This window comes from Rhodococcus sp. ACPA1, from assembly GCF_002300195.1.
Lineage (GTDB): Bacteria > Actinomycetota > Actinomycetes > Mycobacteriales > Mycobacteriaceae > Rhodococcus_F > Rhodococcus_F opacus.
The window spans coordinates 723,864-737,424 of the sequence record NZ_NSDX01000006.1; the positions used below are offsets into that span (position 1 = coordinate 723,864).

Here is a 13,561-nt window from a genome sequence, read left to right on the forward strand (position 1 = left end):
TCAGCTCCGAACCATGCTGTTGGACAGCCGGGCTTCGTTCAATGCTCGACTGGCGGGATCGCAGCGGTACTGACCGGTAGTGGTGTGCCGGTAGCCTGGGCCATCCTTCGCGACGGCGTGCCCGCAGTAGCGGCATTCGTGACCGGACTGCCCGATGCGGATGGTTTCGATGGTGGGATACGTGTTGGTGCTCATTGTTCTCGTTCGTCGGTGTGGTCGGTGATGTCTGTGGAAGTGGTGGTGAACGGCTCCGGTGGACTTCGCGGCGCCACTGCCGTCGGCTGCGTCATGCGTATTCGGCGAGGGGCTCGGCCGAACCGACGTGGGCACGCTCCAGTGCCTCCCAGACGAGGTCGTAGCGCTTGAGGGTCATCTCGTCCGCGTTCGCGAGCAGGGCGTCGAGGAGGGAGTGCGGATCGTCCTGCCAGGAGTGCAGCGCGGCCGCGACGGTTCGGTTGGTGAACAGACCCGATTGAGCAAGGGCGTGACCCCACTCGTCGAACAGACCGCTGTGGATGCGTTCGACAGCGTCGTGGTCGAATCCCTCGGCGACGAAATCACGCGCGAAGGTTGCCGTGACGTAGTCACCGCAGGTAATCGGTTCGGCATTCATCGGTGCGAGCACCCTCCGTCAGTGGCGGCGTCGGACCAACGGGCGACCCCGGTTCGTGAGTATGAGACAGGTCACATCGTCGCCCACTGCGGGGACATGGCGCATCGGCCGAATCACCGGGGGGTATACCTATCTTCTGGCCCTCGCCGCCCGCGTCCGGCGGGGACACGGACCGTTCTGCCTGGTCACTGCGTCTCGCCTCGGAAGGAAGCTCCTATGACCGTCACGGACTTCGATGTCCTCCCCAACCTGCGCGACCTCGGCGGGCTTCCGCTCGCCGAGGGGCGCCGGACCCAGGCCGGGGTGCTCTACCGCAGCGCTCTGCCGGCACCGGGCGACGCCCGCCCGACCGCGGTCGAGGAGTGGCCGGCCCGCACCGTCGTCGACCTGCGCAGTCCCCGGGAATTCGCGACCCGGGCGCATCCGCTGCGGTCGCAGAAAACTGCCGTGCACCAGATCTCGCTGCTGTCCGATGCCGAGGTCGCAGCGCCGAACCAGGGCGCCCGGCTCGCCGACATCTACCTCGGGATTCTGACCAACGCGGGGGAGCGACTCGTGGACGTCCTGCAGGTGGCAGCCACCGCGCCGGGCCCGGTGCTGCTGCACTGCGCCGCAGGCAAGGACCGCACCGGCGTCGCGGTGGCTTTACTGTTGCGTACGGCCGGAGTCGAGCCCGACGACATCGTCGCCGACTACGAATCGACCAACGAGCACATGGACGCCGTTCTGGCCCGAATTACCCGTTTCGCTCCCGAGCTGGGCCAGGCGCATCCCAACGACCGCGATCTTCGAGGTGCCGTCCCCGAGGCCATCGAGGGTGTCCTGGCCCGTTGGGACGCCCACCCGGGTGGCGTGCACGCGTGGCTACGGGGGCGCGGTGCCACCGACGAGACGATCCGACTCTGGATCGCGCGTTTCGCCGGGTGACCGGCGGAACGGGGCGCAACGCAGTTCGTCCGCGAGGATTCAGCGCCCCACCGCGACTCTGATCCGGTCGTCGCGCAGAGCATCGGTGATCTTGCGGCACCCGCCCTCGCGGCCGAGCAGTGTCCTGCCCAGCAGCACCACCCCCCACGGGCCTATCACCCAGATCGGCCAGGGGTAGATCATCACGCCGGTAGCGAGCGAGACGATGCCCCAGATCGCGATGTTGATTCCACCTGCGGCGAGCCAGGCGAGCCACTCGATCCGCTGGTGACCCGGGATGCGGCGACGCGAGGGGCGGCTCGTCGGTGCCCCGGGCCGCGCGGGGGTAACTGCCTGGGGTGCCGGCGGAAGATCACGCAACACCTGATGCGCCTGCTGCTGGGTGGTCGATCGATATACCTGTGCCACCCGCTGGTCGAACTCGCCGATCGTCAGTCGCCCGGCGGTGAGGTGCCGCCCGAGTTCACCGACGACTTGCTCGCGTTCGGAATCGGATATCCGGATGTTGTCCGCGTTCTGCATCGGACCCTCCTCAGCGTTGACATTCCACTGTGGAATGTCGCTACTACTATCATCGATATGCCACAGTGGAATGTCAACCCCCGACTGCGCGAAGGACCGTGCCATGGCCGAACGCCCCCTCAACGCCACTGCGGCATCGCTCCTCGGGTTCTTGCACGAGGGATCCAAGACCGGATGGGACCTGGTGGTGACCGCACAGGAACGCATCGGCAAGTTCTGGTCGATCACGACCAGCCAGGTGTATCGGGAGCTGGCCGCGATGGAGCGTGCCGGGTTGATCGAGGCGGGGGAGCGAGGCGCCCGCGAGCGCAAGCCCTACACGCTCACCGAGGACGGTCGCCGGGCATTCGCGGAGTGGATCGAGCGCGACCCCGGCCCGGAGAACATCCGCTATCCGATGCTGCTCACCGTCGCGTTCGGCGCGCACCTTCCGCCCGAGAGGTTGGCCGCGATGCTGCACTCACACCGCGCAGCGCACGAGAGTCAGCTCGCCGAATACGAGCGTGAGGCCGCAGTGCACGGATCCAACCGATTTGCGCTGGCCACACTCGACTTCGGGATCGTGTACGAACGTGCCGTACTCGAATGGTTCGATCGCGTCGGGAACCGTCTGGGACAGGGAGGTCCCTGACGGTCCCGCTGCTCGCCGGGTGCGGGTTTCGGAGAGTCAGCCGATCACGCCGTCTTCGGCAACGAGAGCGGTCGGCAGGTCCACCCGTCGTGGAGGGCCGGCTTCGTCCCAGATCACGGTGACGAACGCCGGAAAGACTATTCGCCACGAGCCGCCGACGGGAGACAACGCGCTCGCGGCGAAATCGGCCCATTCCTTCGGCAGCAATGTCACGGGTTCTTCCTGCAGCCATTGCGGCGTGGGAATCCGGCGGTTCTGCTCCTCGGCGGGATCGACGACGAACCGCACGTCGGTGGCGGTACCGGTTCCGACGTTGCGGAGCCGGAACCGGTCGACGGGTCCGCGGATGCGCTGGACTTCGAACTGGACGTCCTGCGGCTGTGGGAATTCTCGCTGCGCGGCTTCGGCGATCCGGGTCAACGCGGTGACCTGTTCGAGCGCCGCGTCCAGCGCAGCCTCGGCCTCGCGTCGGGCCTGATCGGCGAGGGTTGCCTTCCGCCACGCTGCGGCAGTGGTGGCACCGAACAGCACCGCAGCCGCCGCGCTGACCCACGATGCGGTTCTCATGCGCGGAAACTTACCCGAACGCATATCGGCGAGGCTCGCTGGTGATGTTTCCACGAGCGGTGACACGCCGGGCGATGGTCAAGGGTTGACGGAGAGGAACACGTAGGCAGCCAGCAGCACCAGGTGGACGCCACCCTGGAGGCGGGTGGCACGGCCGGGGACCACCGTCAGCATGCCCACCACCACGGTGATTGCGAGCAGCACGACCTGGGTGGGACCGAGACCGAGTAGGAGGGGGCCGTCCAGCCAGATCGAGGCGACGGCAATGGCGGGGATGGTCAATCCGATGCTGGCCATCGCCGAGCCCAGGGCGAGATTCAGGCTGATCTGGATTCGGTTCCTCTGCGCCGCCCGCACCGCGGCGAGGGTTTCCGGCAGGAGTACGAGCAGTGCGATGACCACGCCGACGATCGATTGTGGCAATCCGGCATCCTCGACCGCGTCCTCGATCGCGGGGGACTCGACCTTCGCCAATCCCACGACTGCGCACAGCGCCAGCACCAGCAGGGCGAGGCTCATGCCCGCCATCCTGCCCGTCGGGGGTGCGGCGTTCCGGTCATCGACGTTCAGAGGTTCATCGGCGATGACGGGCAGGAAGAAGTGCCGATGGGGTCCGGTCTGGGTGAGGACGAACATCCCGTACAGAACCAGCGAAGCCACTGCCGCGAATATCAATTGAGCCGAGGAGAATTCGGGGCCCGGCCGGCTCGTCGTGAAGGTCGGCAGCACCAGGCTCAAGGTCGCCAGCGACGCCACGGTCGCCAGCGCCGCGCCGGTACCCTCCGCATTGAACAGCGCGACCCCGTATCTGCGTGAGCCGACGAACAGCGACAACCCCATGATGCCGTTGACGGTGAGCATCACCGCAGCAAATACCGTGTCACGGGCAAGCGAAGCGGTCGCCGGGCCACCCGAGATCATCAACGTCACGATCAATCCGACCTCGATGACGGTGACCGCGACGGCGAGAATCAGCGATCCGAACGGCTCGCCGACTCTGTGCGCAACCACCTCGGCGTGGTGAACAGCAGCCAGCACTGCACCGACCAGCACCACCGCCACGACGAGCACCAGAACGGTGCCGATGTCTCGTCCCCACGTCAGGCCCAGCACCGCGACGGAGACCGGAGGTATCACCAGCGGCCACTCTGCCGTAACCGACCGCCACCCGAACGCCATGATTAGACCTTGCCAGCTGCATCCGCTCACGTGCACGGCAATGCGGAACCGCGATCAATCACCCGCGGCGAGAACCAGCCGTGAGTCGCCCCGCGTGGCCGCTCCGATCCTGGGTGAATTCGGCACGACCCCGTTCGGAAACGCGTCCTCCGCTCGGCCTTCGATCGCTCACCTGGTCCATCCTGGCCCGGGGACTCCGGCATTTCCTTCCATGCACCCTCGAGGTCACGCAATCGGCACGATGCTCGCTCGTGCCTGGGCAACGCCGGGTCGAGGTGCGGTCGCTATGCGCCTTGATCGAGCCGAGCGTGTCAGCTGAGCGCCTTTGCCTTGAGGACGTCGAACTCGGCCTGAGTGATGGTGCCCGAGTCGAGCAATGCCTTGGCGTCGGCGATGTGCTCGGCCGCGGACTTCCCGGCGACCTCCCTGATGTAGTGATCTGTCGCCTGCCTCGCCGCAGCCTGTGCCTCGAGGTGTCGTTCCGCCATGCCGGGGCCGCGGGCGATCAGGTAGACGAACGCAGTGAGGTACGGCACCACGATCAGGAAGATGATCCACAGGGTTTTGACGATGCCGGACATCTTGCGGTCGCGGAACAGGTCGCCGAGGATCTGGAACAGAATCATCAGGTACGCGACGAACGCGAACACGAGCAGCGTGTACCAGAGCAGGTCCCAAAATGAATCCATCATGTGTGAGTCTCCTTGGAGGACGGCAGTCCCGCACGTGGACTGCCTAGGTGGAGCAGATATCGAATGTGCACGCTCGCCAGGCCAGCATTCCCCTTTCGAGGGTCACCTCGTCCGTGGTTCCCGGGACGCCGACCGTTCCGAGCTCGCCCGGCGCGGCCGCGATCTCGTCATCGAGATCGAGCGTTCTCGTGGGTTACAGGGATCCATGCGGACTCGTCGCTTTCTTCAACCACTCCGTTGCTCAGAATTCTCATCTATCGTCTGGAGCCAGGCCAGGATGGTGCTTCCCTCGCAACCAGTCCGGAATTGAGGGCAAATCTCGGTATCTCGACAGGTCGAGTCTAGAATTTCCGCGTTGTCGTCGTCTCATCCGTGGCGGGTGAACACTTCGCCCGCGCAAATAAGTGAGTGAGCCTCTGTCACTGGGCTGGATTCCCACGACCTGCTTACTTCTCTCGAGGAGATTGCACACGATCGCAAGAGACCACACTTCCGTGAACCGCCGAGATGACACCACGGCTATGTTCGGGCCGACTGGGTTCGGGTGAGTGCGGCCTGCGTTGCGGCCTCGACCGTCATCACGATGAAATCGCGTCGGCGCGAGTCCCGGTCGCGACCACGCGGGAGAGGTGTCGAAAACAGCCGGTCTGCGGTCTGGAGGGCTACCCAGCCGTCGACGAGGGTGATCACGGTGATGAGCAGTTCCTGGGCGTCGCTCTCGGAAAGTTCGGGGACAGCTTCCCGTGCGCTGGCGACTATCGCCTGAGCGTGCTTCTGTCGCGATGCTTCCGCGACAGGTGCCTCGAGTTCGAGTCCCTCCCAGAACAGCAATCGGGTGAAAGTGGGGTGCTCGCGTTGGTAGTCGAATCGGCGACCGGCGTAGTCGGCGATGGCGGAGACCCCGCGACCGGACAGTTCGACAGCGGCCAGCGTGGTTGCGAGTTCATGTTCGAGGACCGCGCTGAAGAACGCTTCCTTCTTGCCGAAGTACTGGTAGATGCGCTCTTTGTTCACGCCTGCTTTGTCGGCGATCCGATCGACACGAGCACCGGCCAGACCGAACGAACTGAATTCTGCAACTCCGCCCTCGATGAGAAGTCGCTTGGTTCGTTCGGTATCCCATGCCACGGCTGGATCCTACGACAACTCCAACTGTCTGGTTGCAATCTGCCTGTCCAGCCCCTACGGTCAAAAGGCAACTGAATAGTTGGAGTTACGAGAAGGGCTACCTCGGGATGGAATCTCTTGCTCTCGCATCTACGGTGGTCGAACATCTCGCTCCGACGACCACGAAGCGCCGGCCTCCACGAACGGGACGTGCCGACCGGCATGCTCGGGATCTCGGGCCGGTGAGGGCCCCGTCCATCCACTTGCGGGTGGTCGTCACCTGGGTGTCCATCTTCCCGCTCGTCACGGTGGGCATGACCGTCATGACCTTGTCGGGCCCGATCACGGCCACCTGGCCGACATGGCTACGGGCTTTGTCGCTCACCGGTGTCGTCGTTCCCACGGCGGTGTATTTCGTCGTGCCGCGCGTGCTTGCCCTGTCCGTCCGGTGGATGAGCTGGCGGCGCCGACGCTCTGCCGCGGCAGAGCCCTGTGAATATTGATCGGGTCGGCGTCGGAACAGTAGTTCGCGGTGCCGATTCATGTCAGAGGAGCGGGGTATGTTCTCGTTGCGACGAAAGAGGTCGCCACTCACACCCACGTATCCGAGGCATTCCGGCTCGGGCGGATACGAGGTGCAACCGCGCCTCGTATCTTGGGGAGTGGCGACCTCTCTCGGCTCGCCACCAGCTACTCGTGGTTCTGACGTGCCGGATCAGGCCTGCTCGGCAGCGACTCGCCCCGATTTCACCGCGGCGACCAGTGTTGCGTGATCGGCTTCGGTCTGATCGGCGTAGCTGACGGCATACCGTCCGATCACCTCGTCCAGTTCCGTGTCGCCGGCGAAGTAACCGGCGAGCACCCGCGGATCGAGCGAGCGGGTATGTGCACGCGCGAGCAGGGCGCCGGCGAGCCGGCCGTAGTCGTCGAGATGGTCTTGCTCCAGACCGGTTGGATCGATGTCCCCTTTGAGATTTCGGAACTGCCGCACGATGTAAGGGAGGCCGTCGATCGTCGTCCAGCCCAGCAGGATGTCCGATTCCGCCTGCACCAGCCGGGCGCCGTGCACTATCCGCTTGCCCTCGTGTTTCGGCTCGTCGACCGGTAGGAACGCCGACAGTGCGGACGGCCGGGCCTGTTTCAGCTGAAGCACGAGCACCTCGTCCCGATTTCCGTGCAGCAGGGCGATATAGCTGCGCAGACCCACGCTGCCGGTTCCGACGATCCGGAACGCGACGTCGGACACGGCGAATCGGGTGATCAGGTTCCTGCGAGACTCGCGCAGTGACTCGACATAGAGTTCCAGACCATCGGTCACGGCATCGGCGGTTGCGCGGTCGACGTGGGTGAGGACCGGCGGGTCGTCGATGAACCGTCGCCGGCGGATCCCGGTCTCGTGATCCTCGAGGTGGGCGGTCCACTTCGCCGCCACCTTCTCGCTGGTATTGCGTCGCGCTTTCTGCGCGGCCTTGTCGAAGTCGTCGAGCAGAGCGTCGGCCTTGGCCCGCTCGAGCACCGACTTGTCCGGCAGCGCATTCCAGGACTGAAGGAATGGCAGTTCGGCGAGATCGCGGATGGTGCGCCGATACGATTTGACGGCATCTTCGGCGGCCTCGATGCAACCGTTCTCGGACACACCGCCTTCGCGTCCGGCGAGGACCAGGCTCGCGGCGAGGCGTTTGAGATCCCATTCCCACGGACCTGGGACGGTCTCGTCGAAATCGTTGATGTCCATGACGATTTGACCGTCGGGTGTCCCGTACAGGCCGAAGTTGGCCGCATGGGCGTCGCCGCACAGCTGCGCTGTCAATCCGGTGACCGGAGAGGTGGCGAGGTCGGCCGCCATCAGGCCGGCGGCGCCGCGGAAGAACGCGAACGGGGAGGCGATCATCCGGCCGATTCGCAGCGGAATCAGATTCGCCAGCCTTCCCTGGTTACTGGCCTCGACGAAATCGAGCACATCCGGCCGTCCAGCGCCGACCGCGGCGCTCTCGTGCGCACTCGACGGCACGGTGGCCTGCAACGCGTCGCCACGCGCGAAGACGTCGTCCGCCTCGATCTGGGTTCGCAGGTCGACGGTTCGCGCTCGATTCTTCGTCACGTCGGCGACACTATCCCAGCCTTTTGTGTGCGCGTCGGTGCCGACCTCCTGACTGCACCCTTAACGAGCGCGTCGAGCGGTCCTGGAGTGGAACGAACAGACGCTTCCGCTCGACCACCGCGAAGCCCAGTGAGGTTGCAGATGGCGGCTCACCCGTCCAGGGAGGTTGTAATCCCAGGCCCTCGCGGCTATCCCCTCGTCGGTGTCATCCCATCGCTCGCGCGCGACCCCTTCGGCTACCTGGTTGGCGCTGCACGCGACTATGGCGGGCTGGTACGCCTGAGGTTGGGCCCTGCCACCGTGTACCTCGTCAGCGATCCTGCGTGTGTCCGGCACATGTTGGTGGACAATCACGCCAACTACTGGAAAGGACCAATTCTTCGCGGGGTCGAACTGATCATCGGCGACGGGCTGTTCGGCAGCGACGGACAGTTGTGGCAACAGCAGCGGCGCTTGATGTCGCCGGCCTTCCACCGTCGGCGTTTGACCGAGATGGTCGGGGTCATGACCGAAGTCGTCGAAGCGGCGACAGTCCGCTGGAACGATCGGATCGCCCGAAAGGCGCCAGTCGACTTACTCGAGGAAATGGTGCCGATCAACATCGAGATCGTCTTGCGCACGCTGTTCGGCACAAGCATCGACCATTGCGAGATCGGAAAGCTCCGCGCCGCGTCCGACATCATCTTTCACCACTCCGAGAAGCTGGTCTTCAGCTACTTCCTCCCCATGTGCATACCGAGGCCCGGCCACCGGCGCTTCCTTGCCGCATTGTCAGTCGTCGACGAGGCCGTGGAGAGGATCGTCGCGGAGCGCCGCAGAGACCCGGCCGACCGCGGGGACCTACTGTCGATGCTGCTGCTTGCCCGAGACGAAGGCACCCGAACGGCTATGGGCGACCGGCAGGTGCGTGACGAGGTGATGAGCATCCTGATGGCGGGGTACGAGTCGACCGCCGCAGCGCTCGGTTGGACGTGGTACCTGCTGTCCCAGCACCCCGACGCGGACGCGCGGTTGCAGACCGAGCTGGACTCCGTGCTGGGGGGTCGTGTTCCGTCGTTGCAGGATCTGCCACGGCTGATCTACACGCGCCAGGTAATCAGCGAATCCTTGCGGCTGTATCCACCCTTTCCGACGTTCTTCCGCACGTCCTACGGCAGCGACCACCTCGGTCCGCACAACCTGCCGCCGGGGGCAGCACTCATCATCAGCCCGTATGTCACCCATCGGCTGACGGAACACTGGTCCAACCCGAGAACTTCGACCCCACGCGGTTCGATCCCGACCGCACCGCCGAGCGGCCGAACGAAGCCTACTATCCGTTCGGCCTCGGCCAGCGCCTGTGCATCGGTGCGAACCTGTCGTTGCTGGAGCAGCAGGTCGTTGTCGCAACCGTCGCCCAGCGGTTCGACCGCGAGCTCGTGTCCGGCTACGTGCTCGAGCCCAATTACGACATCGCCTTACGGCCCCGCGACGGTGTGCCCATGATGCTCACTCCGCGCTAGGTGGAGTGCCTTCCATGCTGCCGGATCGCCTGGACGGGTCGCCGTCGTCGCCACACGACATTGTGGCGGCGGAGTGGTTATGCTTCGGTTTCCGGTGGTCGGCAGCATCCGGCGCCGGAGACACGTTCCGGCGGCATGCCGTGCCGCCGGGCCTTCCTTAACGGAGGAACGCCATGTCCGCTGAATCCGTCGCCGCCACGCCCGAGTCCGCCGGCGGCCACATCCGATTGACCTCACACAGCGGCGGTGTCGGGGCCCTGCCGATCCACTGGGGGGCGCCCACGGCGTCCGAGCGCGGGCCGGTGGTCGGCACCACCACCAACCGCGCCCACCGCAACGTGATCGGAACGCACAGCGGCTCGTACAGCATCTACCGGGCGCTGGCGGTGGCGTCGGGCGCGCTGTCGCGCCATCACAAGGCCGACCTCACCGATACCGCGCCCACGAACATCATCGGCCCGTACCCGCAGTGGAGCGAGCCCGGCAAGATCGTGAGCCTGGACCCGTGGGGTGCCACGGTGGCCGAAGTCTTCGCCGCCGAATTGGCGGCCGGTCACGACATTCGCCCCAGCATCGCTGTTACCAAGGCGCACGTGATCCTGCCGGAGGTCATGGAGGCCATCCAGAAGGGTCGCCTGCACCCGGACGGCCGCTTCCTCCTGCCCAGCGGTGCTGCGCTGGTCACCAAGGCGGCCATCGAGCCCGTCTGGCACCTGCCGGGTGTGGCGGAGCGCTTTCACTGCAGCGAGACGGATCTGCGTCGCGTGCTGTTCGAGGAGACCGGCGGCATGTACCCCGAACTGGTGACGCGCTCGGACCTCGAGGTGTTCCTGCCCCCGATCGGGGGTCAGACCGTGTACATCTTCGGCGACGCTCGTGACCTTGCCGATCCTGGCGTGGAGCTGACCGCACGCGTACACGACGAGTGCAACGGCTCGGACGTCTTCGGCTCCGACATCTGTACCTGCCGCCCGTACCTCACGCACGCGATCGAGGAGTGCATCCAGGGTGCGCAGCGCGGTGGCGTGGGCTTGGTGGCGTACTCCCGCAAGGAGGGCCGTGCGCTCGGCGAGGTGACCAAGTTCCTGGTCTACAACGCGCGCAAGCGCCAGGTGGGCGGCGACACGGCCGATCAGTACTTCGCCCGCACCGAATGCGTGGCCGGCGTGCAGGACATGCGCTTCCAGGAAATGATGCCCGACGTGCTGCACTGGCTGGGCGTCAGAAAGATCCACCGCCTGGTCTCCATGAGCAACATGAAGTACGACGCCATCACCGGCTCGGGTATCGAGGTCGTGGAGCGGGTGGACCTCCCCGCGGATCTGATCCCGGCCGACGCGCGAGTGGAGATCGACGCCAAGATGGCGGCCGGTTACTTCACCCCGGGCGCGGTGCCGGACGCTGACGAATTGGCGAAGGTCAAGGGCCGGGAGCTGGACGGATGAGCGTGATCGGCGTCGGTCCTGCCCTGGACACCGGGCGGGCCGAGGGCGCGGCCGCGGCTCTGCGCACCACGTCGGCCGTGCGGGAGCGCGCGCGACAGCTGCTGTCCCGTGCACGCGAGGGCGATTCACTCTGGTTCGACATCGACGACGACGCGTTGCAGACGGCCGCTGCCGAGGTCTCCGACGTCACGCGTGCCCGCTATCCGAACCTGAAGATCCCGTACCACAGCCGCTGGCGCCATTTCGAAGCCGGCGGCGTGGACCGCAAGGCCGAGCTGGATGCACGGCTGACCGCGCTGGATGCACCGGGCCGCGCCCGCGCCATGATCGACGTGGCCGTGGTCAGCGTGCTGCTCGATGCGGGAGCCGGTCCCGACTGGCACTACCACGAGGTTGCCGGCGGGCAGCGCTTCGCCCGTTCCGAGGGGCTGGGCGTCGCGAGCTGGCACGCGTTCCTGGGCGGCCTGTTCTCGAGCGACGCGGCGCACCCGCTGCAGGTCGATGCGGCCGGACTGCGCGGTCTGGACACGGACCGGCTGGCCGAGATGTTCCAGGCAGGCCCGTCCAATCCGCTGGTAGGCCTCGAAGGTCGCGTGCTGCTGCTGCGACGGCTGGGCGAGGCGCTCGCCGCACAGCCCGAGGTGTTCGGTCCGCAGGGCCGGCCGGGTGGCCTGTTCGACCTTCTGGTCGCCCCGCAGGGTGCGGCCCCGGCGACGGTCGCGGCCCACGACATCCTGTCGCAGCTCCTGACGTCGCTGTCGGGCATCTGGCCGGCGGGCAACGCCATCGGCGCCGAGCCGTTGGGCGACTGCTGGCGCCACGACGCGGTGGCCGGTCCGGGCCTGACCCAGGGCTGGATGCCGTTTCACAAACTGTCGCAGTGGCTGAGCTATTCGTTGCTCGAGCCCTTCCAGTGGGCCGGTGTCGAGGTGGTCGGGTTGGACGAGCTGACCGGCCTGCCCGAATACCGGAACGGCGGTCTGCTTCTCGACACCGGCGTGCTCCGCCTGCACGATCCGGCGTGGGCTGCGCAAAGCTGGACGGCGGGAGACGAATTGGTGGTCGAGTGGCGCGCGTTGACGGTAGCGCTCCTGGACGAGCTGGCCCCGCTGGTGCGCGCACGTCTGGGCGCGGATTCCCGAGCGATGCCGTTGGCCTGCGTCCTGGAGGGCGGCACCTGGGCGGCGGGCCGTGCGCTGGCACAGCGCTCGCGTGGTGGGCTGCCGCCACTGAACGTCGTCAGCGACGGCACGGTCTTCTAGAACGAAACGAGGACGAATACATGGGCACGGTACACGTGATCGACCACCCGCTGGTGCAGCACAAGCTCACGATGATGCGCCGCAAGGATGCCTCCACCAACAGCTTTCGACGATTGGCGAACGAGATCTCCGCGCTGATGACCTACGAGGTCCTCCGCGACATCCCGATGCAGGAGATCGACGTCGAGACACCGCTGGAATTCACGACCGGCAAGGTCATCGACGGCAAGAAGCTGGTCTTCGTCTCCATCCTGCGCGCGGGCACCGGCATCCTGGACGGCATGCTGACAATTGTGCCGGGTGCGCGCGTCGGTCATATCGGTCTCTACCGCGATCCCAAAACCCTCGGAGCCGTGGAGTACTACTTCAAGATGCCCGGCGATCTGCAGGAGCGCGACGTGGTGGTGATCGACCCGATGCTGGCCACCGGCAACTCCGCCGTGGCGGCGGTGGAGCGGCTGAAGGAATGCGGTCCCAAATCCATCAAGTTCGTCTGCCTGCTGACCTGCCCCGAAGGCGTTGCCGCCCTGCACAAGGCGCACCCCGACGTCCCGATCTACACCGCCGCCGTCGACCGCCAACTCGACGAGCACGGCTACATTCTGCCCGGAATCGGGGACGCCGGCGACCGCCTCTTCGGCACCAAGTAGTAGACGCGGTCGTCACGGGGCGGTGGTTTCCGGCGCCTCGAGTTCGGTGCCCGGTTGCGTGGGGAACCGCAGCGCGAGTGCTGTCTTGATTTCGATGTGACGCAACAGGAAGGCGCGCTCGTCGAGCCGCTTGCGCCGCAGCCAGCCGGTGACTTCGTCGTTGCATTTACTGGCGTTGCACGAGCCGCAGGCCGGGGCGATGTTGTCGAGGGTATAACGCCCGCCGCGGGACAGTGCCTGCACGCAGTCGCGTTGCAGTGGCTTGTCGGTCGCGCCGCAGTACGCGCAGCCGCCCCACGCCTCGGTGAGTGCACTCCACTGCTCGGCGGTGAGATCGTGCTCGACACTCTCCATCCGACGCTT

15 protein-coding genes and 1 pseudogene are annotated in these 13,561 nt (G+C 66.2%); 7 read left to right on the forward strand and 9 right to left on the reverse strand.

Annotation, left to right across the window (positions count from 1 at the left end; all coding sequences use genetic code 11):
• Complete coding sequence (locus CJ177_RS32785) at nt 1-195, reverse strand: hypothetical protein (RefSeq protein WP_005253188.1); 195 nt, start codon at nt 193-195, stop codon at nt 1-3.
• Between the two features lie 91 nt (nt 196-286).
• Nucleotides 287-613 carry a hypothetical protein gene (locus CJ177_RS32790; RefSeq protein WP_005246620.1) on the reverse strand — a complete coding sequence of 109 codons (327 nt, stop codon included), beginning with the start codon at nt 611-613 and terminating at the stop codon, nt 287-289.
• A gap of 216 nt (nt 614-829) precedes the next feature.
• Here CJ177_RS32790 and CJ177_RS32795 point away from each other — a divergent pair, with 216 nt between their 5' ends.
• Complete coding sequence (locus tag CJ177_RS32795) at nt 830-1,540, forward strand: tyrosine-protein phosphatase (RefSeq protein WP_061041781.1); 711 nt, start codon at nt 830-832, stop codon at nt 1,538-1,540.
• A 39-nt stretch (nt 1,541-1,579) separates the two neighbouring features.
• On the opposite strand, the gene CJ177_RS32800 is transcribed toward CJ177_RS32795, so the two are convergent.
• Nucleotides 1,580-2,062: a DUF1707 domain-containing protein gene (locus CJ177_RS32800; protein ID WP_061041780.1), complete on the reverse strand. Its 483-nt coding sequence runs from the start codon at nt 2,060-2,062 to the stop codon at nt 1,580-1,582.
• Between the two features lie 103 nt (nt 2,063-2,165).
• Between CJ177_RS32800 and CJ177_RS32805 the strand changes: the two genes are divergently transcribed.
• Nucleotides 2,166-2,693 carry a PadR family transcriptional regulator gene (locus CJ177_RS32805; protein WP_005246612.1) on the forward strand — a complete coding sequence of 176 codons (528 nt, stop codon included), beginning with the start codon at nt 2,166-2,168 and terminating at the stop codon, nt 2,691-2,693.
• 36 nt (nt 2,694-2,729) lie between these two features.
• Here the strand turns inward: CJ177_RS32805 and CJ177_RS32810 are convergent, their stop codons facing one another.
• The 4 genes from CJ177_RS32810 to CJ177_RS32825 form a co-directional block, all read right to left on the reverse strand.
• Nucleotides 2,730-3,260, reverse strand: a complete 531-nt coding sequence (locus CJ177_RS32810; RefSeq protein WP_257014781.1) for a hypothetical protein — start codon at nt 3,258-3,260, stop codon at nt 2,730-2,732.
• A gap of 78 nt (nt 3,261-3,338) precedes the next feature.
• Nucleotides 3,339-4,439 (reverse strand): calcium:proton antiporter, encoded by a 1,101-nt coding sequence (locus CJ177_RS32815; RefSeq protein ID WP_005246609.1) that lies wholly within the window; start codon nt 4,437-4,439, stop codon nt 3,339-3,341.
• 311 nt (nt 4,440-4,750) lie between these two features.
• Nucleotides 4,751-5,131, reverse strand: coding sequence for an SHOCT domain-containing protein (locus tag CJ177_RS32820; protein WP_005246608.1), 381 nt, complete (start codon nt 5,129-5,131; stop codon nt 4,751-4,753).
• 519 nt (nt 5,132-5,650) lie between these two features.
• Entirely contained in the window at nt 5,651-6,259 is a 609-nt protein-coding gene (locus tag CJ177_RS32825; protein ID WP_061041778.1) for a TetR/AcrR family transcriptional regulator, read from the reverse strand.
• Between the two features lie 221 nt (nt 6,260-6,480).
• Between CJ177_RS32825 and CJ177_RS32830 the strand changes: the two genes are divergently transcribed.
• Nucleotides 6,481-6,741 (forward strand): hypothetical protein, encoded by a 261-nt coding sequence (locus CJ177_RS32830; RefSeq protein WP_226955490.1) that lies wholly within the window; start codon nt 6,481-6,483, stop codon nt 6,739-6,741.
• Between the two features lie 212 nt (nt 6,742-6,953).
• Here the strand turns inward: CJ177_RS32830 and CJ177_RS32835 are convergent, their stop codons facing one another.
• Nucleotides 6,954-8,339: a DUF2252 domain-containing protein gene (locus tag CJ177_RS32835; protein WP_061701292.1), complete on the reverse strand. Its 1,386-nt coding sequence runs from the start codon at nt 8,337-8,339 to the stop codon at nt 6,954-6,956.
• A gap of 141 nt (nt 8,340-8,480) precedes the next feature.
• On the opposite strand from CJ177_RS32835, the pseudogene CJ177_RS32840 reads away from it, so the two are divergent.
• From CJ177_RS32840 to upp, 4 genes and pseudogenes are all read left to right on the forward strand, one after another.
• Nucleotides 8,481-9,841: pseudogene (locus tag CJ177_RS32840) on the forward strand (cytochrome P450).
• Nucleotides 9,842-10,014: 173 nt separating this feature from the next.
• The gene (locus CJ177_RS32845) at nt 10,015-11,286 is read left to right on the forward strand and encodes a GTP cyclohydrolase II (RefSeq protein ID WP_061041774.1); all 1,272 of its coding nucleotides are present in this window, start codon (nt 10,015-10,017) and stop codon (nt 11,284-11,286) included.
• Nucleotides 11,283-12,548, forward strand: coding sequence for a URC4/urg3 family protein (locus CJ177_RS32850; RefSeq protein WP_061041773.1), 1,266 nt, complete (start codon nt 11,283-11,285; stop codon nt 12,546-12,548). Before CJ177_RS32845 ends, CJ177_RS32850 begins: the two co-directional genes overlap by 4 nt.
• Before the next feature lie 20 nt (nt 12,549-12,568).
• The gene (gene upp / locus CJ177_RS32855; RefSeq protein ID WP_005246597.1) at nt 12,569-13,198 is read left to right on the forward strand and encodes a uracil phosphoribosyltransferase; all 630 of its coding nucleotides are present in this window, start codon (nt 12,569-12,571) and stop codon (nt 13,196-13,198) included.
• Between the two features lie 12 nt (nt 13,199-13,210).
• Here the strand turns inward: upp and CJ177_RS32860 are convergent, their stop codons facing one another.
• On the reverse strand, nt 13,211-13,552 hold the full coding sequence (locus tag CJ177_RS32860) for an HNH endonuclease (RefSeq protein WP_005246596.1): 342 nt from the start codon (nt 13,550-13,552) through the stop codon (nt 13,211-13,213).
• Nucleotides 13,553-13,561 lie beyond the last annotated feature (9 nt).

Bases quoted from the DNA above. Each gene is read 5' to 3' on its own strand.
- CJ177_RS32785 (WP_005253188.1), bottom strand. From the start codon at position 195: ATGAGCACCAACACGTATCCCACCATCGAAACCATCCGCATCGGGCAG.
- CJ177_RS32790 (WP_005246620.1), bottom strand. From the start codon at position 613: ATGAATGCCGAACCGATTACCTGCGGTGACTACGTCACGGCAACCTTC.
- CJ177_RS32795 (WP_061041781.1), top strand. From the start codon at position 830: ATGACCGTCACGGACTTCGATGTCCTCCCCAACCTGCGCGACCTCGGC.
- CJ177_RS32800 (WP_061041780.1), bottom strand. From the start codon at position 2,062: ATGCAGAACGCGGACAACATCCGGATATCCGATTCCGAACGCGAGCAA.
- CJ177_RS32805 (WP_005246612.1), top strand. From the start codon at position 2,166: ATGGCCGAACGCCCCCTCAACGCCACTGCGGCATCGCTCCTCGGGTTC.
- CJ177_RS32810 (WP_257014781.1), bottom strand. From the start codon at position 3,260: ATGAGAACCGCATCGTGGGTCAGCGCGGCGGCTGCGGTGCTGTTCGGT.
- CJ177_RS32815 (WP_005246609.1), bottom strand. From the start codon at position 4,439: ATGGCGTTCGGGTGGCGGTCGGTTACGGCAGAGTGGCCGCTGGTGATA.
- CJ177_RS32820 (WP_005246608.1), bottom strand. From the start codon at position 5,131: ATGATGGATTCATTTTGGGACCTGCTCTGGTACACGCTGCTCGTGTTC.
- CJ177_RS32845 (WP_061041774.1), top strand. From the start codon at position 10,015: ATGTCCGCTGAATCCGTCGCCGCCACGCCCGAGTCCGCCGGCGGCCAC.
- CJ177_RS32850 (WP_061041773.1), top strand. From the start codon at position 11,283: ATGAGCGTGATCGGCGTCGGTCCTGCCCTGGACACCGGGCGGGCCGAG.
- upp (WP_005246597.1), top strand. From the start codon at position 12,569: ATGGGCACGGTACACGTGATCGACCACCCGCTGGTGCAGCACAAGCTC.
- CJ177_RS32860 (WP_005246596.1), bottom strand. From the start codon at position 13,552: ATGGAGAGTGTCGAGCACGATCTCACCGCCGAGCAGTGGAGTGCACTC.